At 62.4% G+C, this 21,321-nt stretch carries 21 protein-coding genes; 17 read left to right on the plus strand and 4 right to left on the minus strand.

All coding sequences use genetic code 11. The annotated features are described in order from the left end of the window. Window positions 1–17 precede the first annotated feature (17 nt). The 12 genes from RNA01_RS08995 (at window position 18) to RNA01_RS09050 (ending at window position 13,151) form a co-directional block, all read left to right on the plus strand. Window positions 18–2,816: an SPOR domain-containing protein gene (locus RNA01_RS08995; protein ID WP_147179643.1), complete on the plus strand. Its 2,799-nt coding sequence runs from the start codon at window positions 18–20 to the stop codon at window positions 2,814–2,816. 120 nt (window positions 2,817–2,936) lie between these two features. Then, window positions 2,937–3,965 carry a beta-N-acetylhexosaminidase gene (gene nagZ / locus RNA01_RS09000; RefSeq protein ID WP_147179644.1) on the plus strand — a complete coding sequence of 343 codons (1,029 nt, stop codon included), beginning with the start codon at window positions 2,937–2,939 and terminating at the stop codon, window positions 3,963–3,965. After that, window positions 3,965–4,828, plus strand: a complete 864-nt coding sequence (locus RNA01_RS09005; RefSeq protein WP_147179645.1) for a segregation and condensation protein A — start codon at window positions 3,965–3,967, stop codon at window positions 4,826–4,828. Before nagZ ends, RNA01_RS09005 begins: the two co-directional genes overlap by 1 nt. Window positions 4,829–4,907: 79 nt before the next feature. Beyond that, entirely contained in the window at window positions 4,908–5,570 is a 663-nt protein-coding gene (scpB, locus tag RNA01_RS09010) for an SMC-Scp complex subunit ScpB (RefSeq protein WP_147179975.1), read from the plus strand. 94 nt (window positions 5,571–5,664) lie between these two features. Continuing rightward, on the plus strand, window positions 5,665–6,798 hold the full coding sequence (locus RNA01_RS09015; protein WP_147179646.1) for an ABC transporter ATP-binding protein: 1,134 nt from the start codon (window positions 5,665–5,667) through the stop codon (window positions 6,796–6,798). A 5-nt stretch (window positions 6,799–6,803) separates the two neighbouring features. Next, a complete protein-coding gene (locus RNA01_RS09020) occupies window positions 6,804–7,001 on the plus strand; it encodes a twin-arginine translocase TatA/TatE family subunit (protein WP_147179647.1) in 198 nt (65 codons plus the stop codon). 150 nt (window positions 7,002–7,151) lie between these two features. After that, window positions 7,152–7,802 carry a Sec-independent protein translocase protein TatB gene (tatB, locus tag RNA01_RS09025; protein WP_147179648.1) on the plus strand — a complete coding sequence of 217 codons (651 nt, stop codon included), beginning with the start codon at window positions 7,152–7,154 and terminating at the stop codon, window positions 7,800–7,802. Next, a complete protein-coding gene (gene tatC, locus RNA01_RS09030; protein ID WP_147179649.1) occupies window positions 7,799–8,617 on the plus strand; it encodes a twin-arginine translocase subunit TatC in 819 nt (272 codons plus the stop codon). The genes tatB and tatC overlap by 4 nt, the downstream gene beginning before the upstream one ends. A gap of 105 nt (window positions 8,618–8,722) precedes the next feature. Then, entirely contained in the window at window positions 8,723–10,006 is a 1,284-nt protein-coding gene (gene serS, locus RNA01_RS09035; RefSeq protein ID WP_147179650.1) for a serine--tRNA ligase, read from the plus strand. Window positions 10,007–10,022: 16 nt separating this feature from the next. Next, window positions 10,023–10,796: a 5'/3'-nucleotidase SurE gene (gene surE / locus RNA01_RS09040; RefSeq protein ID WP_147179651.1), complete on the plus strand. Its 774-nt coding sequence runs from the start codon at window positions 10,023–10,025 to the stop codon at window positions 10,794–10,796. 8 nt (window positions 10,797–10,804) lie between these two features. Beyond that, the gene (locus RNA01_RS09045) at window positions 10,805–11,446 is read left to right on the plus strand and encodes a protein-L-isoaspartate(D-aspartate) O-methyltransferase (RefSeq protein WP_174824543.1); all 642 of its coding nucleotides are present in this window, start codon (window positions 10,805–10,807) and stop codon (window positions 11,444–11,446) included. A gap of 142 nt (window positions 11,447–11,588) precedes the next feature. Further along, entirely contained in the window at window positions 11,589–13,151 is a 1,563-nt protein-coding gene (locus RNA01_RS09050) for a LysM peptidoglycan-binding domain-containing M23 family metallopeptidase (protein ID WP_147179653.1), read from the plus strand. Window positions 13,152–13,207: 56 nt separating this feature from the next. On the opposite strand, the gene RNA01_RS09055 is transcribed toward RNA01_RS09050, so the two are convergent. Continuing rightward, window positions 13,208–14,080 (minus strand): ATP-binding protein, encoded by an 873-nt coding sequence (locus RNA01_RS09055; protein ID WP_147179654.1) that lies wholly within the window; start codon window positions 14,078–14,080, stop codon window positions 13,208–13,210. Between the two features lie 210 nt (window positions 14,081–14,290). Here RNA01_RS09055 and yajC point away from each other — a divergent pair, with 210 nt between their 5' ends. From yajC to RNA01_RS09080, 5 genes are all read left to right on the plus strand, one after another. Continuing rightward, window positions 14,291–14,638, plus strand: coding sequence for a preprotein translocase subunit YajC (gene yajC, locus RNA01_RS09060; RefSeq protein WP_147179655.1), 348 nt, complete (start codon window positions 14,291–14,293; stop codon window positions 14,636–14,638). Window positions 14,639–14,709: 71 nt separating this feature from the next. Then, window positions 14,710–17,268, plus strand: a complete 2,559-nt coding sequence (gene secDF / locus RNA01_RS09065) for a protein translocase subunit SecDF (RefSeq protein WP_147179656.1) — start codon at window positions 14,710–14,712, stop codon at window positions 17,266–17,268. Window positions 17,269–17,271: 3 nt separating this feature from the next. Beyond that, the gene (locus tag RNA01_RS09070; protein WP_147179657.1) at window positions 17,272–17,676 is read left to right on the plus strand and encodes an Mth938-like domain-containing protein; all 405 of its coding nucleotides are present in this window, start codon (window positions 17,272–17,274) and stop codon (window positions 17,674–17,676) included. An 8-nt stretch (window positions 17,677–17,684) separates the two neighbouring features. Next, the gene (locus tag RNA01_RS09075; protein ID WP_147179658.1) at window positions 17,685–18,548 is read left to right on the plus strand and encodes a phytoene/squalene synthase family protein; all 864 of its coding nucleotides are present in this window, start codon (window positions 17,685–17,687) and stop codon (window positions 18,546–18,548) included. An 83-nt stretch (window positions 18,549–18,631) separates the two neighbouring features. Further along, on the plus strand, window positions 18,632–19,090 hold the full coding sequence (locus RNA01_RS09080; protein WP_147179659.1) for a hypothetical protein: 459 nt from the start codon (window positions 18,632–18,634) through the stop codon (window positions 19,088–19,090). Between the two features lie 6 nt (window positions 19,091–19,096). On the opposite strand, the gene trmFO is transcribed toward RNA01_RS09080, so the two are convergent. The 3 genes from trmFO to RNA01_RS09095 all read right to left on the minus strand — a co-directional run bounded on the left by trmFO (window position 19,097) and on the right by RNA01_RS09095 (window position 21,196). Further along, entirely contained in the window at window positions 19,097–20,512 is a 1,416-nt protein-coding gene (gene trmFO / locus RNA01_RS09085) for a methylenetetrahydrofolate--tRNA-(uracil(54)-C(5))-methyltransferase (FADH(2)-oxidizing) TrmFO (protein WP_147179660.1), read from the minus strand. A 147-nt stretch (window positions 20,513–20,659) separates the two neighbouring features. After that, window positions 20,660–20,803: a DUF1127 domain-containing protein gene (locus tag RNA01_RS09090; protein WP_147179661.1), complete on the minus strand. Its 144-nt coding sequence runs from the start codon at window positions 20,801–20,803 to the stop codon at window positions 20,660–20,662. Window positions 20,804–21,049: 246 nt separating this feature from the next. Further along, the gene (locus RNA01_RS09095; RefSeq protein WP_147179662.1) at window positions 21,050–21,196 is read right to left on the minus strand and encodes a DUF1127 domain-containing protein; all 147 of its coding nucleotides are present in this window, start codon (window positions 21,194–21,196) and stop codon (window positions 21,050–21,052) included. Window positions 21,197–21,321: the final 125 nt, after the last annotated feature.

Here is a 21,321-nt window from a genome sequence, read left to right on the forward strand (position 1 = left end):
GGTGAGTGGATCAAGTAATGGTACAAAAACAGGCCGCATTCAGCAGTCGATTGGGGAGTGATAGTTTCGCTGACGACGATCCGTTGGCGGAACTTGCCCGGATCGTCGGCTTCGAGTCGCCCGTTGAGCGTGATGCCGCGCCGACGCGCCCTGCAGAGCCCGAGGCCGAGATTTTCAATCTCGAGGATGAACTGCTTCGCGAGTTTGAAGTGTATGATGCGCCGGTACGCGGTGACGAGCGATCGTTCGCCGCTGAATCTGCCGCCACCCTGTCGCCCGCGCCGCTCGACGACATCGAGGACTTGGAAGACGTCTTCTATCCCGAACAGGTTGTCGAGCCGGTCGCGCAAGTCCAGGCGATGCCTGCCGAGCCACAATCCCAGCCAGAGCGTCCGACGGAGCCGACTTTTGAGGCGCCGGCCGAGTCCTTCTTGTCCACTGATCTCGCCGACGAGCTGGAGCTTGCCGTTTCCGAGCCTCAGGAATCGCAGCGCTGGCCGGTTGCAGAGCCCGTCTCCGAGCCTAGGCTACGCCTGCCGCTGGCTAATTTTTCCGCCCAGCCTGCGGTCCGGAGCGAGCCACAGTTTGTCGCGCCAGAGCCGCAACCGGAGCCACAGGTCGAAGTCGCTGCGGCGGCCGCTGTTGGTGAAGCGGCTTCGGCCGAGGATGCCTTTTTTGCCGACGCAGGCTTCGAATGGAGCAACAATGTGTCCGGTCCATCGTCGGTCGTGCCGGCCGCTCCCGCGCATCGGGGCGTCGATCCGTTCGGTCTTGATGATCTTGTTGCGAACGCTGCCGAGCGTTCGGTGGAGCTTTCGTCTGCGGCACCGGAATCTGCCGTGCGCTCCGACCCGCCGTTCAATTTCTCTTTTGCTGATGATCTCGCTGTCAGCGAGGATGAGCCGGTTTCCGCCGAGCCCCCGTTGGCGGCGTCTCGGCTTGCTGCGGTCTCTGAGCCCGTCGGGCGCTTGGAGCCGCTCGCTGATGTTCGCCCGCCGCTCGCGGAGGAGGAGTTTGACCCCTTCGTCGATGGAGAATTCGATCTTCACCTCGATGATCTCGAACTTGATCTCTCCGAGATCGAAGTGGATTTCGAAGAGCCTGCCGCTCCGTTGACGCCGGTCGTCAAGCAGCCTGTGCCTTCGCTGGCGACCCCTGCGGCACTTGCGCCGACACCTGTTGCTGTGTCTGCCCCGGCCATGCCGTCGGTCGCGGCAGCGCCGCCCGTGGCGCGTCCAGTGGCTGTTGAAGCCAAGGCGCCGCCGGCCGCTCCGGCCTTGCCCGAGTTCGATTTTGCCGACGAGCCGCTGGCTTTCGATCCGTCAGAGATTTCGGAGCAGGAGGAACACGTCGAGGCGATCGCCCATATGGACGTGCCCGAAGTGCCGGTGCCTGAGAGCAAGCCGGCCCAGGCCTCCTATACGCACGATTACGATCTCGACCTCGACGGCGAACTGGCGAATTTGTTCGAACAGCCGCCTGTCGCGCCCGCTGCAGTACCGCAGAAGCCTGTGGCTACACCTGTCGCGGCCGCGCAGCCTTCACCGGCTTCGATTGCGGCCGCTCCGGCTGCGTCCCAGCCGCAGGCGGCCAAGAGCGCCAATGGCGGGTTGCCGCCGATGGACGACTTCGACGCTTTTGAGCGTGCCCTTGAAGAGGATTTCCGACACACACTGGACCGTCCCTCCGATTATCCCGCCAGCAGTACCGGCCGTATCGCCATTCCGATGGAGCCGAAGGGCCTGTCGCGCCTTGGCGGGCGCAACATGCTGATGGCGGGCAGTGCCGCTGTGGCCGTGCTTCTGGGCGGTGGTGCGCTTTACTACTGGCTGAGCGGCTCCACCGGCTCGATGATGTCCTCCGGCGAGCCGCCGGTGATCCTGGCCGACAAGGACCCGGTCAAGATGGTGCCGGAAAATCCCGGCGGTAAGTCTGTGCCAAACCAGGACAAGGCGGTCTATGACCGCGTCGCCGGCGCTCCCGTCGCCGATCCGAAACAGGAGAGCCTGATTTCCGCGAGCGAGGAGCCGGTCGACGTCGTGCAAAAGACGCTGATCCCGGAAAACCTGCCGCTTGAGGGCGAATCCGACACTGGGGCCGAGGCGCTTGGCACGCCGGTCGGCGAGACCGAAGATCCGCGGCTCCTGCCTGACCAGGGCGGAGCCGAGCAGGCGCCGGCGGCGACCGACCAGCCAGCGACGATCACTCCGCGCAAGGTGCGCACGATGATCGTCCGTCCGGACGGCACTCTGGTGGCTCAGGAAGCGCCAGAGGCTCCGGCGCCGACGCTGAATTCCCCGGCCGAAACGGCGCCAGCCACAACGACCAGAGCCGATAAACCCGCCCTTGCCGCACCGTCGACAACTGGGGAACCTGCGAGCATCGTGGCACCGGCCGATGCTCCGACCGGTCCTATACCGATGGCACGGCCTGCAACGCCTGCATCGAGCCAAGCTGCCGTGCAGCCAAAGCCGGTCCCTGCCGCTCAGGTCCAGACCGCGCCAGTCCAGGCGGCCCCGGCCGCCGCTCCGGCGGCGAGCGAATCCGCGACAACTCAGCCGGCCCCCGCTGCGGGCGGCTATTATATCCAGGTTGCTTCTTTGCCGTCGCAGGCGGAAGCGGAGAAGTCGTACAAGAATGTGTCCGCCAAGTTCGCCAGCGTCATCGGCGGTCGGGCCCACGAGATCAAGCAGGCCGATATCGCCGGGAAGGGAACCTACTACCGGGTGCGCATCTCGGCCGGGACAAAGGCCGAGGCGCAGGCACTGTGCGAGCGCTACAAGGCGGCTGGCGGCAGTTGCCTCGTGGCGAAGTAGGGCGCCAGCGCCGCGCAAAAGCGAAAAAAGAGGCGGGAACCAACGGTTTCCGCCTCTTTTCCTGTGTATGAGCCAAAACCGCCGCTTCGGCTTTAATCCTAGCCCTCTTATGATTCGCCCATGACCCAGACACCCATGCCCGCAAAAGCAATGATCCTCGGCTGTAGCGGCCTTTCGCTGACGGCCGAAGAGAAGGCCTTTTATCACGACGAACAGCCGTGGGGCTTCATCGTCTTTGCCCGCAATTTGCAGGAACCGGCGCAGATCTGTGATCTGGTGGCCGAGATGCGCGACACGGTCGGCGGACGCAATGCCCCGATCCTGATCGACCAGGAAGGCGGCAGGGTCCAGCGCATCAGGGAGCCGATCGCGCCTCGCTATCCATCCGGCGCCGAGCTTGGCGAGCTCTATCGACGCGACCGTACGTTAGGTCTGCGAGCCGCCTGGCTGATGTCGCGTCTCCATGCGTTCGATCTCATCCGCCTCGGCATCAATGTCGATTGTCTGCCAGTACTCGACGTCCCCGTCGAAGGCGCGAGCAACGTCATCGGTGACCGCGCCTATGGCAATGACCCGGAGACCGTCGGGGCTATGGGCGAGGCGGCCGCGGCGGGCCTCAAGTCCGGCGGCGTCCTGCCGGTGATGAAGCACGTGCCGGGGCACGGTCGCGGCATGGCGGATTCACATCACGAGCTGCCGGTTGTCAACACGCCGCTTGCAGAACTGGAAGCGCACGATTTCCCGCCGTTCAAGCGGCTCCACAACGAACTGATGGCGATGAGCGCGCATGTGGTATACTCGGCCATCGATCCGGATCATCCGGCGTCGACGTCTAATATAGTGATCGACCAGATCATTCGTGGATCTATCGGATTTGACGGGCTGCTGATGTCGGACGATGTGTCGATGAACGCCCTGAAGGGCACGCTTGGGGAGCGTACTGCTGCCATTGTCGCCGGCGGCGGCGATGTTGTGCTTCATTGCAACGGTCTGATGGGCGAGATGCGCGCGGTGGCGGCCGAAGTGCCGCTGCTCGCCGGTAAGGCGCGGGCGCGCGCCGATGCGGTCGAGGCGGCGTTCGGCACCACCGACGCGGCAGAGGAGGCAGCGATCCGCGCCGAGTTCGACAGTTTGCGAGCGACAGCCTGATGGCGCCCCCGGTCGGCATTCCCCAATCTCCGTCGAAGCCTGGCGGCGTCAGCGCGCCAACGCCGATGGACAGCCTCTGGCAAGAGGCGGGTGCCGAACGACTGACCGGCGAGCCGGCGCTGGTGATCGACGTTGCGGGATTCGAGGGGCCGCTCGACCTCCTGCTGTTCCTGGCGCGTAACCAGAAGGTCGACCTGGCGCGGATCTCGGTGCTGGCGCTGGTCGAGCAATATCTTGAATTTATCGAGAGCGCCCGGCGCATCCGGTTGGAACTGGCTGCCGATTATCTGGTCATGGCGGCTTGGCTCGCCTATCTGAAATCACGGCTGCTGATCCCGCAGCAAGCCAAGGACGAAGGTCCTTCGGGCGAGGAAATGGCGGCGACGCTGGCTTTCCGGCTGAAGCGGCTGGAAGCGATGCGTGAGGCGGCGACGCGGCTGATCAATCGCAACCGGCTCGGCCGCGATGTCTATCCGCGCGGTGCGCCGGAGCATGTGCCGACGCGTGTCGACAACGCCTACGAGGCCTCCCTCTACGATCTGCTGACCGCATACGCCTCACTGCGTCAGCGTCAGGCGACGACGCAGGTGACGATCGCCCGCCGTCGCGTCTGGTCGCTCGCCGACGCACGCGCAATCCTGACACGTATGATCGGCGATATCGGCGACTGGACGGCACTCGACCAGTTTCTCTTGCGTTATCTGACGACGCCGGTCGAGCGGGTGAGCGCGATCGCCAGCGCGTTTGCTGCTTCGCTAGAACTCGTGCGCGAGGGCCGACTGGAAATCCGTCAGGAAAGCGCCTTCGAGCCGATATATTTGCGCAGCGGCCCGCGAGCCGGCGAACCGGAGGCTGTGGAGTAAAGAGATGATGGGCGCGACGCGGGACGGGGATTTTTTTCCCGAGAACGAGGGCGAGGCGGAGCCCGAAGTGCGCGATCCCATGCGTGAGCGAGCCGAGCGTGAGGCGGTCCGCGTAGCCGAGGCACTGGTCTTTGCCTCGGCCGAGCCGGTGTCGGAGACTTTCATCGCCGAGCGCCTGCCGCGCGGCATGGATGTTGGTGCGATCATGCGCCAGCTAAAAGCGGAATATGCCCCGCGCGGCGTGAACCTCGTGCAGGTCGATGATTATTGGGCTTTCCGCACCGCTGCCGATCTCTCATTTGCCATCCGTCGGGATGAAACAGAGGTCAGGAAACTATCGCGGGCGGCGCTTGAGATCCTCGCGATCATCGCCTACCACCAGCCGGTGACCCGGGCCGAAATCGAGGAGATCCGCGGCGTGCAGACTTCGAGGGGCACGCTCGACGTGTTGATGGAAGCTGGCTGGGTCCGCTTTCGCGGCCGCCGCCGTACGCCGGGCCGGCCTGTCACGCTCGGCACGACCCGCGATTTCCTGGATCATTTTGGCCTCGAGGAGCTGCGCGACCTGCCGGGTCTCGATGAGCTGAAGGGGGCAGGACTCTTGTCTGGACGCATTCCGGCGAACTTCAGCATTCCGCTGCCGCTTACCGACGATGATCTTTCTGAGGATGAGGATCCGATCACCCAGCTCGACCTTGAGGAGCTTGGCCTCTTGACTCCGGGTGGAGAACCAGACGAATAGCTTCAGGTTTAAATGGTAACCCGGCGATGTCCGGATCTGCTGCGGGCGTTTCCGGGCTCCAGCATTCCTCGTCACTGGCCAGTCGGATATTGGAATGAGCGTGCAGACGACGCAGAGCGATAAATCGAGGCGGACCGCTGGCGTCACCTTCGCGGCCCGTTTGAGCTTCGAGGATATTCGCCACGGCTACCACGGCCGTGAGACCCTGCGGGGGGTGTCGCTGACGGCTGAGGCCGGCGAAGTGCTTTGTCTGCTCGGTCCGTCCGGCTCGGGCAAGACGACCCTTCTTCGAATCGCTGCGGGCATCGAGGCGCAGTCTTCTGGACGCGTGCTGCTCAATGGCCGCGCAGTGGCCGGTCCCGACGTTTTCGTCCCGCCGGAGCAGCGCGGCATTGGTCTGATGTTTCAGGATTTCGCGCTCTTTCCACATATGAGCGTCGTGGAGAACGTCCGCTTCGGTTTGACGGCCATGTCGGCACGCGAGGCGCGCGCAGAAGCCATGGCGGCGTTGGAGCGGGTCGGGCTCGATCACTACGCCGACAAATTTCCGCACGTGCTTTCGGGTGGCGAACAGCAGCGCGTGGCGCTTGCCCGTGCACTGGCGCCGCGCCCGGGCGTGTTGCTAATGGACGAGCCGTTTTCCGGGCTGGATTCCCGCCTGAAGGATACCATCCGCGCCGATACGCTGGCAATCTTGCGGGAGACACGGGCGACAGCGGTTGTGGTCACGCATGATGCCGAGGAAGCGATGCGCATGGCAGACCGGATCGCGCTTCTGCGCGACGGAAAGCTGGTCCAGGTCGGGACTTCCGATGATCTTTATCGCCGGCCGGGTGATATTTTTGCCGCCTCCTTTTTCTCGGAGATCAACGAGTTCTCCAGCGTGGTCCGTAACGGCCGTGTGGAAACGCCCCTCGGCGTCGCGGATGCGGCCGGGCTGGCGGATGGCAGGGCCGTTGCGGTCGCCGTCCGGCTTTCCGGTGTCAATGTGAGCGTGGAGCGGGGCGTCATCCCGGCGCGCATTGTCTCGCGCCGCTTTCTTGGAGTGGTCGAACTGCTGGAACTTGCCATACCCGGCAGCGAGCGTCCGGTGCGAGCGCGCATCCGCGCCGACATGCTGCCGACTGGATTGCGCGATGCGAGGATCTCGGTCGATCCACAAGACATTTTGGTGTTTGAAAAAGACTCCGAAACCCCTTACATCGGGGAAACGAAAATCATGGAGTGACGGGTATGGGTTCTTTTAGCATGTGGCATTGGCTGATCGTCTTGGCCATTGTTCTTCTGTTGTTCGGTCGTGGCAAGATCCCGGAACTGATGGGCGACGTTGCCAAGGGTATCAAGAGCTTCAAGAAGGGCATGTCGGACGACGATGCCGATGCTTCGGAACCGAAGAAGACCGTCGATCACAAGGCCGACGAAACGAAGTAAGCCCTTAATCGGCCGCCAGGCGGCCGGTCTGGTCGATCCCCATCCGTGTCGGCAAGGCCGAGAGGGAAGGGGACCGGGAGGCGGGATAGGGGGTGGAGAGCGCGTCGGTCATGATGCGCGGCCCCGGAAAAGGCTTCAGGAGCCCGTTGAATGCTGGATATTGGCTGGACCGAGTTGCTTGTCATCGCGGTGATCCTGATTGTGGTGGTCGGTCCGAAGGACCTTCCGCCGATGATCCGGGCCTTCGGTAAGATGACGTCGCGGCTGCGTCGTACGGCGGGTGAATTCCGCGCTCAGTTCGACGAGGCGCTGCGCGAGGCCGAGCTCGATGACCTGCGCAAATCGGTCGAGGATGTCCGTGGCCTCAATCCGAAGAGCGCTTTGCGCGACGTGATCAATCCGCTGCGGCAGATGGGCAATGAGATCAAATCGGACCTGAAGAAGGCGACGACAGCGGACGCGAAGGCCGCTGCCGGCATAACCTCTCCCGAGTCCGAGGCAACGCCGCCTGCATCATTCCCCGAAATGCCGTCACCGCTGGCCGGCCTGCCTGACGAACTCGCCCATCCGATGCCCGATCCCGCGCCGACCGCGGCCCCGACCATCGAGCCCACCAAGACGGTGACGCCTCGCAAGGCGAAGGCCAAGGCTCCAGGCGACGCTGTTCAGTCGGTGAAAAAGGCTGCAGGAGAAAAGCCGGCCAAGGCGAGCCGCGCCAAGCCTGCCTCCACCGACGCCGGGGAAAAGAAGCCGGCCGCGCCGAAAAAGCCCCGTAAGCCGAAGAGCGAGGAGCCCGCATGAGCGGCGACATCGACGACAAGCCGCAGCCTTTGCTGGAGCATCTGATCGAACTGCGCACCCGCCTGATGTGGGCGCTGGCCGCATTCTTCCTGGCCTTTATTGTCTGCTTCGCCTTCGCCAAGCAGCTCTTCAATCTGCTGGTTGTGCCCTACAAGTGGGCAGTGCTCTGGGCCGGTCTCGATCTTAGCAAAGCCGAGCTGATCTATACCGCGCCGCAGGAGTTTTTCTTCACCCAGGTGAAAGTGTCCATGTTCGGTGCGCTGGTCATCGCCTTTCCGGTGATTGCCGCGCAGATCTATAAGTTTGTGGCGCCCGGTCTCTACAAGAACGAGCGTCAGGCCTTCCTGCCGTTCCTGATCGCCTCGCCGGTCCTCTTTCTGCTCGGCGGCGCCTTGGTCTATTTCTTCTTCACGCCCATGGTCATGTGGTTCTTCCTCGCCATGCAGCAGGCGCCGGGTGAAGGAGAAGTGGCGATCTCGCTGATGCCAAAGGTGTCGGAATATCTCAGCCTGATCATGACGCTGGTCTTTTCCTTCGGTCTTGTCTTCCAGTTGCCGGTGGTCACCACGCTGCTGGCTCGGGTCGGCATCCTGGAGAGCGCCTGGCTGGCGCAGAAGCGTAAGTATTTCATCGTGGTGGCCTTCGTCATCGCGGCGGTTCTGACTCCCCCCGATCCGGTCTCCCAGATCGGTCTTGCTTTGCCGACGATCCTTCTCTACGAGGTAGCCATCTATGCTGCGCGACTCGTGGAGCGTCGCCGGGCCGCCGAAACTTCGGTTGTTGCGGACGAGGCGGACGAGCAGGACAGCGCCTGAGCCGCGCCGTTCATTCTCCTCCACTCCCGAGCATGCATCCATGGGGCCGGACAGGGCGCCCGCCGGGTCCGATCCGACGATCACGAGAGATGACCTGGAACGACGATGCTTGATATCAAATGGATCCGTGAAAATGCCGAAGCCCTTGATGCGGCGCTGGCCAAGCGTAGTGCAGAGCCTCTGGCCGCCAGCCTGATCGCCCTCGACGAAAAGCGCCGCTCTGTCGTGCAATCGCTGCAGGACATGCAGGCCCGCCGCAATGCCGCCTCCAAGGAGATCGGCGCGGCCATGGGCCGCAAGGATATGGAGCTGGCCGAAAAGCTCAAGGCCGAGGTCGCCCATCTGAAAGACGTCATGCCGGGCGCGGAAGAGGACGAGCGTCAACTGACGGCCGAACTCGCAGACCAGCTGTCGCGTGTCCCGAACATTCCTCTCGACGACGTGCCGGTCGGCAAGGACGAGCATGACAATGTGGTCAAGCGCGTTGTCGGCCAGAAGCCCGGCTGGAACCATCCGGCCAAGAAACATTATGAACTGGGTGAAGCCCTCGGCTTTATGGATTTCGAGCGTGCCGCCAAGCTCTCCGGTTCGCGCTTTACGGTTCTGACCGGTCCGCTGGCCAGACTCGAACGGGCGATCGGCCAGTTTATGCTCGACCTGCACACCAGCGAGCACGGCTACACCGAAGTCTCCTCGCCGCTGATGGTGAAGGATGAGGCCATGTTCGGCACCGGCCAGTTGCCGAAGTTTGCCGAAGACCTGTTCAAGACCACCGATGGCCGCTGGCTGATTCCGACGGCGGAGGTGACGCTGACCAACCTCGTTTCGGGGGAGATCCTCGAACAGGAAAAGCTGCCCCTGCGCTTTACGGCCCTGACGCCGTCCTTCCGCTCTGAGGCCGGCTCGGCCGGTCGCGACACGCGTGGCATGCTGCGCCAGCACCAGTTCTGGAAATGCGAACTTGTATCGATCACCGATGCGGAAAGCTCGATCGACGAGCATGAGCGGATGACTGCCTGCGCCGAGGAGGTGCTGAAGCGCCTCGGCCTGCATTTCCGCACCATGACGTTGTGCACCGGCGACATGGGCTTCGGCGCACGCAAGACTTATGACCTCGAAGTCTGGCTGCCGGGACAGAATACCTATCGCGAAATCTCGTCCTGCTCGGTTTGCGGCGACTTCCAGGGCCGCCGAATGAACGCACGCTATCGTGGCAAGGACGGCAAGGGTACGACTTTCGTTCACACGCTGAACGGTTCGGGCACGGCGGTCGGCCGGGCGCTGATCGCGGTCATGGAGAACTACCAGAACGAGGATGGCTCGATCTCCGTCCCAGACGTTTTGCTGCCTTACATGGGCGGTCTGAAGAAGATTGAAAAAGCGGCTTGAGGCAAAAAGTTATATTATGCGTATTCTCCTGACCAATGACGACGGCATCCATGCCGAGGGGCTCGCGGTTCTCGAGCGTGTCGCCCGAACACTCTCGGACGATGTCTGGGTCGTCGCGCCTGAAACCGACCAGAGCGGCCTTGCCCATTCGCTGACGCTGTCGGAGCCGCTGCGGCTGCGCAAGATCGACAGTAAGCGCTATGCCCTGCGTGGTACGCCGACCGACTGCGTCATCATGGCGATCCGCGAAATCATGCCGGAAAAGCCGGACCTTGTTTTGTCCGGCATCAATGCGGGGGGCAATGTGGCCGACGATGTGACCTATTCAGGCACCGTGGCCGGCGCGATCGAAGGCACACTGCAGGGCGTCCGCTCGATTTCGCTCAGCCAGCTTTACGAATATGACAATGGCGGCAGGATCATCCCCTGGGAAGTGGCCGAGACGCTCGCGCCCAAGCTGCTTGCCCAACTGGTCAAGGCCGAACTGCCGCCGGGGACGTTTCTCAATGTCAACTTCCCTCGCTGCGCTCCGGCCGAAGTCAAAGGTATCGAGGTGACGTCACAGGGCAAGCTCGATTTCGGTCTCGAGGTCGAAGAGCGCGCCGACGGTCGCGGCTTTCCCTATTACTGGCTGCGCTTCGGTGATCGCGGCAACAAGTTCCGCGAAGGGACAGATCTTCAGGCCTTGAAGGAGGATAAAATCTCGGTGACGCCGCTGAAGCTCGACATGACCGATTATGCCGCGCAGGACTGCATTGCCCGCGCGCTCGGCTTCGGGGCTGCTGATTGAAGCCCGGAATGGTGGAGAAAGAGGGCTTTGCGGCCTTGGTGCTGAGGTTGCGGGCCGAGGGGATTTCCGACCTTGACCTTTTGACAGCGGTCGAGCAGACACCGCGCTCGCTTTTCGTTCCGCCGCAATTTGCCGAACAGGCCTATTCGAGCCGCTCCATTCCGATTGAGTGCGGCGCCTTCATCGAGGGCGCTGACCTGGCGGTGCGCCTGCTCGCCAATCTCCATGTCAAGCCCGGTCAGCGGGTTCTCGAGATTGGCACGGGCAGCGGATTCATTGCAGCTGTGCTCGGCCGCATTTCCGAGCGGGTCATGTCGATCGATCGCTACAAGATGCTCATCGGCGCGGCGCAACGCCGGCTGGACAGTCTGGCCCTGCGCAACGTTGTTTTGCGGCAGGCGGACGGAAGCAACGGATTGACCGGGGAGGGGACGTTTGACCGGATCTTGGCAACCGCGGCCTTTCCGAGTATGCCGCGCTTCCTTGCCGAACAGTTGGTTTCCGGCGGGGTTCTGCTCGCACCCTTGATGACCGGGGAGGAGACCTGCACCATGGTGCGGCTGACCAAGACAGGGAGCCGTTTCGACCGGGAAGACCTGTTCGAGGTGCCGTATTTGCCGCTGGTGCCGAAGGTCGCGTCCTTCCTCTGACGGCGGGCCCAGGGGGATCGTCTCCGGCGCATGTGCAGCTTTTCGAAAATAGTTCACGACGATTCCATGGGGTTAACCGGCCAGTAACACTAACGCGCTTTAATTATACCCACATCAAGTTGCGTAATATGTGGGTCGAGTTATGCGTATGAGTGTATCGCCGAAATCCGGAATGCCAGTCGCCCGTATCCTTGTGGCGATGTTGCTTGCCAGCGCTGCCACAGGCTGCAGTTCCGATGCCTCGCGCTTCAGTGCGGTCTTCTCAACCGACAATCTGACGACGGCCTCTATTCCTCGCCGCAATATCGGCGGCTCGCCGGTGCCCTATGCCAATGTCGGCGGTATGTCGGCGACAAGTCAGCCTGACTATACAAACCGTCAGCAGGCACTTTCGCAACCTTATCCGAGGCAGCCTGCCTATACGCCGTCGTCGGCGGCACGCGCGGCTGCCGCGCCGGTCGCAGTTCAGCGCGCGGAGCTTGCCGCCCCCGCTGGCTCCTCGGCCTCGGCGGAACGCGCCGCAGCGCTTGCCCAGCCTTTCCCCAGTGCACCTGCGCAGAGGCAGGCCGCGGTTCTTGCTGCGCCCACTGCCAGCGACGGGCTCACCACAGGGGCGACCCAGGCCAGCAGCGGCTGGGGCAAGGGCAATGCGGCACGCGTGACGTTGAGGCCAGGCGAGACGATCGCCACGCTCTCGAAGCGCTATGGTGTGCCTGAGAAGGAGATCCTCAAGGCCAACGGCCTGACACATGCGAGCGATGCCGCCTCCGGCCAACTGGTACTGATCCCGAGCTATACCAACCAGGCGAACGCCGCCCGCGCGGCGGCTGACGCTTCGGTTCTGCCAAATGGCGGCAAGAAGCCGAGCCTGCCGTCAGGGCCCGAGCAGAAGGTCGCAGTGCTGCCGACGGCGCCCAGTCCGCGCGATAAGTCGATAACCGGTGCCTCCAGTGCCACCGGCAAGGCAGTTGCCGGCGCTGGCGAAGGGCTCGCTCCGGGGGGCTATGTCGTGAAGCCGGGGGATTCTCTCACCAAGATCGCCAAGGTGACCGGCACCCCGATCGACAAACTGAAGGCTGCCAACGGGCTCACCTCGGCCAATATCCGTATCGGTCAGACGCTGAAGATTCCGGCCGGAGGTGCCTCGAGCCAGATCGCGTCCGCAGCCCCCGCGGCCGCCACCGACCCGCTCAAAACCGCGACGATTCCGGCTGGAAAGGCGGACGCCAAGGGTAATGCACCGGCCGTATACAAAGCACCAGCCACGACGCAGTCGGTTGGTGAGGTGGCGTCGGTCGATCCGAAGGAAGCCGCGCCTGAGGCGACCGGCATCGGCAAGTATCGCTGGCCTGTGCGCGGAGCGGTCGTCGCCGGCTATGGCGCCAATGTCGACGGCAAGCGCAATGACGGCATCGACATCTCCGTTCCTGAGGGCACGCCGGTCAAGGCGGCAGAGAACGGTGTGGTCATCTATGCCGGCAATGGCCTGAAGGAACTCGGCAACACCGTCCTTGTCCGTCATGACGATGGCACGGTCACTGTCTACGGTCACGCCGACGCGCTCTCGGTCCAGCGGGGCCAGAAGGTTCAGCGCGGCCAGCAGCTTGCCACCTCCGGCATGAGCGGCAACGTCAAACGCCCGATGCTGCACTTCGAGGTTCGCAAGGATGCGACCCCAGTCAATCCGATCACTTACCTGGAATAGGTATTGCGTCCCAGGCAAGCGGTGAAAAGGTCCGGTATTCTCGGGCCTTTTCTCGTTCAGGGGCGATCCATCGTGATCCTGAGCCGGCCGGCGAGGTCCTGGATATACTGCCAGGCGACGCGGCCCGAGCGTCCGCCGCGGGTGGTTGCCCATGTCAGCGCCTCGTGATGAAGCTCGTCGCGTTCGAGTGGCAGGCTGAAATGCGCGGCATAGCCATCGACCATCGCCAGATAGTCGTCCTGGCTGCACTTGTGAAAACCGAGCCACAGGCCAAAACGGTCGGACAGCGAGACTTTTTCCTCGACCGCCTCCGACGGGTTGATTGCCGTCGACTGTTCATTCTCCATCATATTGCGCGGCAAAAGGTGTCGGCGGTTTGATGTCGCGTAGAAGAGAACATTGTCCGGGCGCCCCTCAATGCCGCCATCCAACGCTGCCTTGAGCGACTTGTAGGCTGTGTCGTCATGGTCAAAGGAGAGGTCGTCGCAAAACAGGATGATCCGGTGTGGTGTTTCCTTCAGCAGATCCATCAGTTCGGGCAGTGACGCAATGTCCTCACGATGCACCTCGACCAACTTCAACGACACGCCCGTCTGGGCGCGGATGTCGGCGTGCACGGCCTTCACGAGGGAGGACTTGCCCATGCCACGCGCGCCCCACAATAGGACATTGTTGGCTGGGTAGCCCTCGGCGAAGCGCAGCGTGTTCTCATGCAGGATGTCGCGCACATGATCGACGCCGCGGATCAGTGACAGGGCCACACGGTTTGGTCGCTGGATCGGTTGCAGGTGACTGCGCAGCGGCGCCCAGACGAAGCAATCGGCAGCTGACCAGTCGTTCTCCGCTGGCGCCGGGCCGGCGAGGCGTTCGACCGCAACTGTCAGCCGGCGCAATTCGAGAAGCAGTTGCTGGTTCAATTCATCAGACATTAGGAGTCTCCTCGGCAGAGGCCGTCAGACCAGCTGACAGCGATTTGCCTGGCGGTAGCATGGCCTTTTCGCAGCCGAAAGGGTAAGAGGCTGTAAAACGGTACTGAGAAGCGCTGTTTCTGTTGCAATCGAAAGGCCGGTCACTATATTCCGGCGACCTGAAGCGGGGGGCAAGGCTGCCCGCGAACATCGCAGTCTAGGGAGTTTTCCATGTTCTTCACGCAAGCCTTCGCTCAGGACGGCGCCGCCGCCGGTGGTGTATTCGGTTCCGGCCTTGAAATGCTTTTCCTCTTCGCCCCGCTCATGCTGATCTGGTATTTTCTGCTGATCCGTCCGCAGCGCCAGCAGATGAAGAAGCGCGCCGAGACGCTTTCGGCGATCCGTCGCGGCGACCAGGTTGTGCTGGGTGGTGGTCTGATCGGTAAGGTCAGCAAGGTAGTTGACGACAATGAAGTCGAAGTGGAACTCACCGAGGGCGTCAAGGTCCGCGCGATGCGCAGCTACATCGCCGAAGTGCGGGTCAAGGGCGAGCCGGTAAAGACCGAAACCGCGGCCTGATATCACACTCTATAAATGGCCGGCTCCGCCGGTCGTTTTGCTTTGCCGAACCATCCGACCCCGAGAGTTTCATGCTGTATTTTTCGCGCTGGAAGACGTTCTTCATCTGGTTCACCGTCCTGGTGAGCGTGCTTGTGGCCATGCCCAATCTTTTCAGCGACGAGCAGCTCCGGGCCTTGCCTTCCTGGGTGCCTGCCAAGAAGGTCACCCTTGGACTCGACCTTCAGGGTGGTTCCCATATCATGCTGAAGATCGAGAAGGCTGACATCATCAAGGAGCGGCTGGAGACGACGGTGGGCGATATTCGCGCGGCCCTGCGTGATGCCGGTATCCGCTACACCGGCCTTTCCGGCGTTGGCCAGCAGGTCCAGGTTCGCATCAGCGATGCCGACAAAGTCGAGGCAGCCAAGGAGGCTCTCTCCAACCTCACAGCTCCCGTGAGCGTAGGCGGGCTGACGGGCGGCACGATCCACGAAGTGGCGTTGCAGGAAGATGGCACGTTGCTGCGCTTCAACCTGACCGAGGAGGGGATCGACTATCGCACGAGTTCGGCGCTCACTCAGTCGATGGAGGTGGTGCGCCGCCGTGTCGACGAACTCGGCACGACCGAACCGCTGATCCAGCGTCAGGGCAGTGATCGTATCATCGTTCAGGTGCCGGGCCTCACCGATCCGCAGCGCCTCAAGGCCTTGTTGAACCAGACCGCCAAGCTCTCTTTCCATATGGTCGACATGAGCATGCCGGTAGAGGAGGCGATCAACGGGCGCCCGCCGGCAACCGCCGAGGTCCTTTATTCAATGGACGATCCGGCCGTTCCTTATCTGGTCGAGAAGCGCGCGCTCGTGTCGGGTGAAAGCCTCGTCGATGCGCAGGCGAGCTTCAACCAGCAGACCAACGAACCCGTCGTCACTTTCCGTTTCGACAGCAAGGGCGCTCAGCGTTTCGCTCAGGCGACCCAGCAGAACGTCGGCCGTCCCTTCGCCATTATTCTTGACAACCAGGTGATCTCTGCTCCGGTCATTCGCGAGCCGATTATCGGTGGTTCAGGTCAGATCTCCGGCAATTTCTCGGTTGAGGGCGCAAACGACCTCGCGGTGCTGCTGCGTGCGGGTGCTCTGCCGGCGACCCTGACCGTCGTCGAAGAGCGCACCGTCGGCCCGGGCCTTGGTCAGGACTCGATCAATGCCGGTATGATTGCCAGCGCGATCGGCGCTTTGCTCGTCGTTCTCTTCATGCTCGGCTTTTACGGTTCGTTCGGCGTCATGGCGAATATCGCTCTGACTGCCAATATCGTTATGATCATAGCGCTTCTGTCCCTGCTCGGTTCGACGCTGACGCTGCCTGGTATCGCCGGTATCGTGCTCACCATGGGCATGGCCGTCGACTCCAACGTGCTCGTCTATGAACGCATTCGTGAGGAGGCCAAGAGCGGAAGACCGCTTCACCAGGCGATCGAAGTCGGCTTCAATAAGGCCTTCGCCACGATCGTTGACGCCAACCTGACGACGCTGATTGCCGCCGCCGTGCTGTTCTTCCTCGGCTCCGGCCCGGTCAAGGGTTTTGCCGTAACACTGGCGATCGGTATTCTTACGACCGTCTTCACGGCCTTCACCATGACGCGCTGGCTGATGGCTTTCTGGTTCCGCTGGCAGCGGCCGAAGCATCTGCCGAAGGGCGTGCGTACCGCCATGTTCGATACACAGAACATTCGCTTCATGGCGATCCGGCGTTATGTTTTCGCCGGCGCCGGTGTGTTGGCACTTGCTTCGCTGATAGGCTTCACGACGCTGGGTATGAACCTTGGCATCGACTTTCAGGGTGGCTCCATCATCGAGGTGAAGGCCCGTTCGGGACAGGCCAATATTTCCGACATTCGTGATCGTCTGAGTGAACTTAATCTCGGCGAAGTGCAGGCCCAAGGCTTCGGTGATCCGGCGAGCGTGCTGATCCGCATCCAGGCGCAGGAGGGTGGCGAGAACGCCGAGCAGTCGGCGATCTCGCTTGTGCGTGGTGAACTCGAGGAGGCTTACGATTTCCGGCGTGTGGAAGTCGTCGGTCCGGCCGTTTCGGCCGACCTCACGTGGAGCGCAACCATTGGCGTTGTCGCGTCTCTGCTTGCCATCCTGGTCTACATCTGGTTCCGCTTTGAATGGCAGTTTGCCCTCGGAGCGATCATCGCCACATTGCACGACGTGATTTTGACGCTTGGTCTCTATGTCTTCCTCGGCATCGAGTTCAACCTGACCAGTATCGCGGCGATTCTGACGATCATCGGTTATTCGCTCAACGATACCGTCGTCGTTTACGACCGAATGCGCGAGAACCTGAGGCGGTACAAGAAAATGCCGCTTGACGTGCTGATCGATACCTCGATCAACCAGACGCTGTCGCGTACCGTGCTGACCGCCTCGACGACGCTGCTTGCGCTTCTGGCGCTCTACTTCTTCGGCGGCGAGGTGATCGCATCCTTCACGCTGGCGATGCTCTTCGGCGTGATGATCGGTACATTCTCGTCAATCTACATTGCCGGTCCGGTGCTGATCGCTTTCAAACTGCGTCCGGAGACCTTCCAGGAGCGGGATGCGGAAGTCGAAGCGGCTCGACCGGTTTCGGGCAAGGTCGAGGCTTAAGCGATGTCGTCGTTCGCGCCCAGCGGCAAGGGGATTGTGGTCCGGCAGGCGCATTTCCCCGGCCGGGCTCCGATCGACGCCTACGGCAATGGCGGGTTCCGCTTTGCTGACATGTCGCATCGCGGCTCGCTGCTTCTGCTGCCTTCCGGGATCTATGGATGGGAGATGGAGGAGACGGAACCGCTGACGGTCGCGAAGTTCGCCCGAGTGCTGGACGACGCGGCTGAGATCGAGGTTCTTCTCGTCGGTACAGGCAAGCAGTTACGGCCCTTGCCGGCCGAACTCAAGGCGGTGCTCAAGGCCAGGGGCATTGCCAGCGATCCGATGGGAACAGGGGCCGCCGTGCGGACGTTCAACATTATGCTCGCCGAACAGCGGGCTGTCGCTGCCGCAGTGATCGCCGTCTGAACGACAGGATGAATGCCGTGACTGATGCCAAGACTGGAGGCGGGGTTCTTGAACTGTCGGGCCTGCGCGAGACGGATCGCGACCGCTATCTTGCCTGCCTGCTGACGCCGGCGGACCGGCGCGACGCGGTGGCGGCGCTTTATGCCTTCAATGCCGAGATTGCCCGGATCCGTGACCTTGTCCGTGAACCACTGCCAGGTGAGGTGCGCCTGCAATACTGGCGCGATCTGCTGGCGGGAGCCGCCCATGGCGCGACCGAGGCAAATCCGATTGCAGCCGCGCTGCTGGCGGCGATCCATCACCATCATCTGCCGGTATCCGCCCTGAACGGTATGCTGGATGCGAGGGTGTTCGATCTCTATGATGACCCGATGGAAGCCAGCGCCATGTTCGAGGGCTATGCCGGCGAAACGGCGGCGGCGTTGATACAATTGGCAAGCGTGGTCCTCGATCCTGAGGCAGCAGCCGGGACGGCGACGGTGGCGGGGCATGCCGGTGTGGCGCAGGCGATTGCCGGTGCTTTGCTGTTGCTGCCGACGCATCGGGCGCGCGGCCAGCTTTACTTGCCGCTGGAGATCCTGTCGGCGGTCGGGCTTGATCGAGACAGCTTTTTGGCCGGACAGGACAAGGTGCGCATCTCCGCGGCCGTCGAGGCCTTCGCCGGGCTCGGGCGCGATCATTTGCGCAAGGCGCGCGACGCCGGTCCACCGCCGCGCAGTCTGGTGCCGGCCTATCTGACCGTGGCCCTGGCCGAGGGGGTTCTTCTTGCCGCGCAAAAGCGCGGCGCCGATGTATTGGATGCCGGCTTGCGCCAGCCGCAATGGCGGCGTCAGTTGCGGATGCTCAGCGCCAGCGTAAAGGGCAGTTTTTAAGGCGCCACATTCGCGCAAGGCTCGGTTGCTATCCATTTTTCCGGAAGGGGCCGGCGGCATCCGGCTACAGCAGGAGACAAGGCGTGGCTTCGATTACCTGGATCGTGATTTTAGTGCTGCTGGCGGTGTTTGCCTTCTATGCGACCCGTATGGCCAAGCGGGCGAAGGACGAGGATCTGCATGATTCAGGTTTGGCGATTGTCGAGTTCGGTCGCGCCTTCCCGCAAGAGGCGATCCGCAGCCTGCATACGACGGCGGATGGTCGGGCAGTGTTCGTGCGGCTGCATGACAACAAGGCCGGCTTCATGCGTAACATGCGCAGCCACTACGCATGCCATATGATCGAGCCGGGGACGGTGCGGGTCCGCGACCTGCCGAGCGGTCGCGGCTTCGCCATAGAATTCCTCGACGCACCCTTCCACAACGGCGAATTCACCTTCGCGACGCCGATGGAAGCGGCAGAAGTTTCTCTGTGGTTGCTCGGTAATTATGTGAACAGTGCCGAGCTTGACCCGCCACCCGGCGCCGTCCCAACCGTCTGAGCCGCCTCACGCGAGGCCGGAGGTCAGCCAGGCCTTGCAGTCGGCGAGCGCCCGCTCGGACATCAACTGACGTTTCATGATCGTTTTGTCCTTGCCGCGGAAGCGCTTGATACCCTCCGGTTTGACTATCGATCCGGGCGAAAGCTCCGGGAATAACCCGAAATTGATGTTCATCGGTTGGAACGAGCGCTTGCCGGGTTCTTCGTCGCTGACGATATGGCCGCCGGTGATATGGCGCAATAGCGAGCCCATGGCCGTCGTTTCCGGCGGCAGCGAGACGACTTCGCCCTTGCTGTCGGCGGCGGCGAATCGCCCGGCCAGAAGGCCGATCGAAGCGCTCTCGACATAGCCCTCGCAACCGGTGATCTGACCGGCGAAGCGCAGACCAGGCCGGCTCTTCAGCTGCAGTGACGGGTCGAGCAGTACGGGTGAGTTGATGTAAGTATTGCGGTGCAGTCCGCCGAGGCGAGCAAACTCGGCGTTCTCGAGGCCGGGGATCATCCGGAAGATCTCGGCTTGCGCGCCATAACGCAGCTTGGTCTGGAAACCGACCATATTGTAGAGTGTGCCGAGCGCATTGTCCTGACGGAGTTGCACGACGGCGTAGGCCTTGACGGTGGGATTATGGGCATTGGTCAGGCCCATCGGCTTCATCGGCCCATGGCGAAGCGTTTCGCGACCGCGCTCGGCCATGACCTCTATCGGCAGGCAGCCGTCAAAATAGGGCGTACCCTCCCATTCCTTGAAGCCGACCGCATCGCCGGCGATCAGCGCGTCAATGAAGGCATTATATTGGCTCTCGTCGAGTGGACAATTGATGTAGTCCTTGCCGGTACCTCCAGGGCCTACTTTGTCGTAGCGCGATTGATACCAGCAGACGTCCATGTTGATCGAATCGCGATGGACAATCGGCGCGATGGCGTCGAAAAAGGCCAGAGCATCCTCTCCGGTCTCGCCACGGATCGCGTCGGCCAGGTCAGGTGAGGTCAGTGGGCCGGTGGCGATGACTGTAAGCCCCCAGTCCTTGGGCGGCAGACCGGTAATTTCTTCGCGCACCACGGTAATCAGCGGGTGAGCTTCGATCGACTGGCTGACCGCCTCGGCAAAGCCGTCGCGATCAACCGCCAAGGCGCCGCCGGCCGGAACCTGGTGTTTGTCGGCGCAGGCCATGATCAGTGAGCCGGCGAGCCGCATTTCGGCATGGATGACGCCGACGGCATTGGAGGTCGCATCGTCGGACCGGAAGGAATTGGAGCAGACGAGTTCGGCTAGGCTGTCGGTCTTGTGCGCTTCTGTGCCGCGCACGCCGCGCATCTCATGCAGAATGACCGGAACGCCGGCCTCGGCCGCCTGCCAGGCAGCCTCCGAACCGGCAAGGCCGCCGCCAACGACATGAATGGGGGAGAGAGAGGTTTTCATCATGGCGTGCTGCTTATCATGGGACCGAAGACTGGCCAATCCTTTCCCCCCGGCAAGGGGCTTGAACAAGCGCCTGATCCTCAAGCCTGAAAACAAAAAAACGGCGCCTCGTGGCGCCGTCTTTGATCACCGGTTGCTCAACCCTTGCGATTAGCGAAAGGAGCGAGCGGCGATATTGCGGATTTCGTAGCGGGTGATGCCGATATCGGACAGGGCCTGATTGGACAGGTTGCCCAGTTCAGCCATCGTACGGCGGTAGCTCATCCAGTTCTTGGCAATGCGCATCGGGTTCATGGTCGTTTCCTCAGATTAATTCTTTGCGCTGATCCCGTGGTCTCTTCCACATCAGCGATTGACTGTTTTATACGCCCGTAAAACAATAATGTGCAGTGCAAAATATAGGCGACTGCCATGCAATTGTGCATAGAATGGCGCATTAAGCGGCAGTGGCGAGGAAATGGGCAGTCGTTATTGCGCAGAGTTTACAAAAAAAAGCCTCCCGCAGGGGGGAGGCCTTTTGATCGGTGATGAAGCCGGAGATCAGCCGGTGATGGCGTGACGTGCCACGCGACGGATATCATCGCGGCCAATGCCGAGATCGCGCAACTCTCGGTCCGACATGCGGCCGAGTTCGGTGATGGTCTGACGATACTTGCGCCAGTTATTGAGTGAGCGAGCGATGTTCATGGTCTTACTCCTTTCTGGTGGCGGCTTCCCTTGGGAGCCTGCCTGAATTCGATGATCTGAATATATGCTGCGGTGCGAAGGGGCGGTAGCCCCATCATCGTATGACACCTATGCGAAAGGCGCAT

The organism is Paenirhizobium naphthalenivorans (genome assembly GCF_007992095.1).
Lineage (GTDB): Bacteria > Pseudomonadota > Alphaproteobacteria > Rhizobiales > Rhizobiaceae > Allorhizobium > Allorhizobium naphthalenivorans.

What these genes read in the sequence shown, in the direction of transcription:
- RNA01_RS09015 (WP_147179646.1), top strand. Translation starts at nt 5,665, where the DNA reads ATGAGCGTGCAGACGACGCAGAGCGATAAATCGAGGCGGACCGCTGGC.
- tatC (WP_147179649.1), top strand. Translation starts at nt 7,799, where the DNA reads ATGAGCGGCGACATCGACGACAAGCCGCAGCCTTTGCTGGAGCATCTG.
- secDF (WP_147179656.1), top strand. Translation starts at nt 14,710, where the DNA reads ATGCTGTATTTTTCGCGCTGGAAGACGTTCTTCATCTGGTTCACCGTC.
- RNA01_RS09090 (WP_147179661.1), bottom strand. Translation starts at nt 20,803, where the DNA reads ATGAACCCGATGCGCATTGCCAAGAACTGGATGAGCTACCGCCGTACG.
- trmFO (WP_147179660.1), bottom strand. Translation starts at nt 20,512, where the DNA reads ATGATGAAAACCTCTCTCTCCCCCATTCATGTCGTTGGCGGCGGCCTT.
- RNA01_RS09020 (WP_147179647.1), top strand. Translation starts at nt 6,804, where the DNA reads ATGGGTTCTTTTAGCATGTGGCATTGGCTGATCGTCTTGGCCATTGTT.
- scpB (WP_147179975.1), top strand. Translation starts at nt 4,908, where the DNA reads ATGCGTGAGCGAGCCGAGCGTGAGGCGGTCCGCGTAGCCGAGGCACTG.
- nagZ (WP_147179644.1), top strand. Translation starts at nt 2,937, where the DNA reads ATGACCCAGACACCCATGCCCGCAAAAGCAATGATCCTCGGCTGTAGC.
- surE (WP_147179651.1), top strand. Translation starts at nt 10,023, where the DNA reads ATGCGTATTCTCCTGACCAATGACGACGGCATCCATGCCGAGGGGCTC.
- RNA01_RS09075 (WP_147179658.1), top strand. Translation starts at nt 17,685, where the DNA reads ATGAATGCCGTGACTGATGCCAAGACTGGAGGCGGGGTTCTTGAACTG.
- RNA01_RS09070 (WP_147179657.1), top strand. Translation starts at nt 17,272, where the DNA reads ATGTCGTCGTTCGCGCCCAGCGGCAAGGGGATTGTGGTCCGGCAGGCG.
- RNA01_RS09005 (WP_147179645.1), top strand. Translation starts at nt 3,965, where the DNA reads ATGGCGCCCCCGGTCGGCATTCCCCAATCTCCGTCGAAGCCTGGCGGC.
- RNA01_RS08995 (WP_147179643.1), top strand. Translation starts at nt 18, where the DNA reads ATGGTACAAAAACAGGCCGCATTCAGCAGTCGATTGGGGAGTGATAGT.
- RNA01_RS09045 (WP_174824543.1), top strand. Translation starts at nt 10,805, where the DNA reads ATGGTGGAGAAAGAGGGCTTTGCGGCCTTGGTGCTGAGGTTGCGGGCC.
- tatB (WP_147179648.1), top strand. Translation starts at nt 7,152, where the DNA reads ATGCTGGATATTGGCTGGACCGAGTTGCTTGTCATCGCGGTGATCCTG.
- yajC (WP_147179655.1), top strand. Translation starts at nt 14,291, where the DNA reads ATGTTCTTCACGCAAGCCTTCGCTCAGGACGGCGCCGCCGCCGGTGGT.
- RNA01_RS09050 (WP_147179653.1), top strand. Translation starts at nt 11,589, where the DNA reads ATGCGTATGAGTGTATCGCCGAAATCCGGAATGCCAGTCGCCCGTATC.
- RNA01_RS09095 (WP_147179662.1), bottom strand. Translation starts at nt 21,196, where the DNA reads ATGAACATCGCTCGCTCACTCAATAACTGGCGCAAGTATCGTCAGACC.
- RNA01_RS09055 (WP_147179654.1), bottom strand. Translation starts at nt 14,080, where the DNA reads ATGTCTGATGAATTGAACCAGCAACTGCTTCTCGAATTGCGCCGGCTG.
- serS (WP_147179650.1), top strand. Translation starts at nt 8,723, where the DNA reads ATGCTTGATATCAAATGGATCCGTGAAAATGCCGAAGCCCTTGATGCG.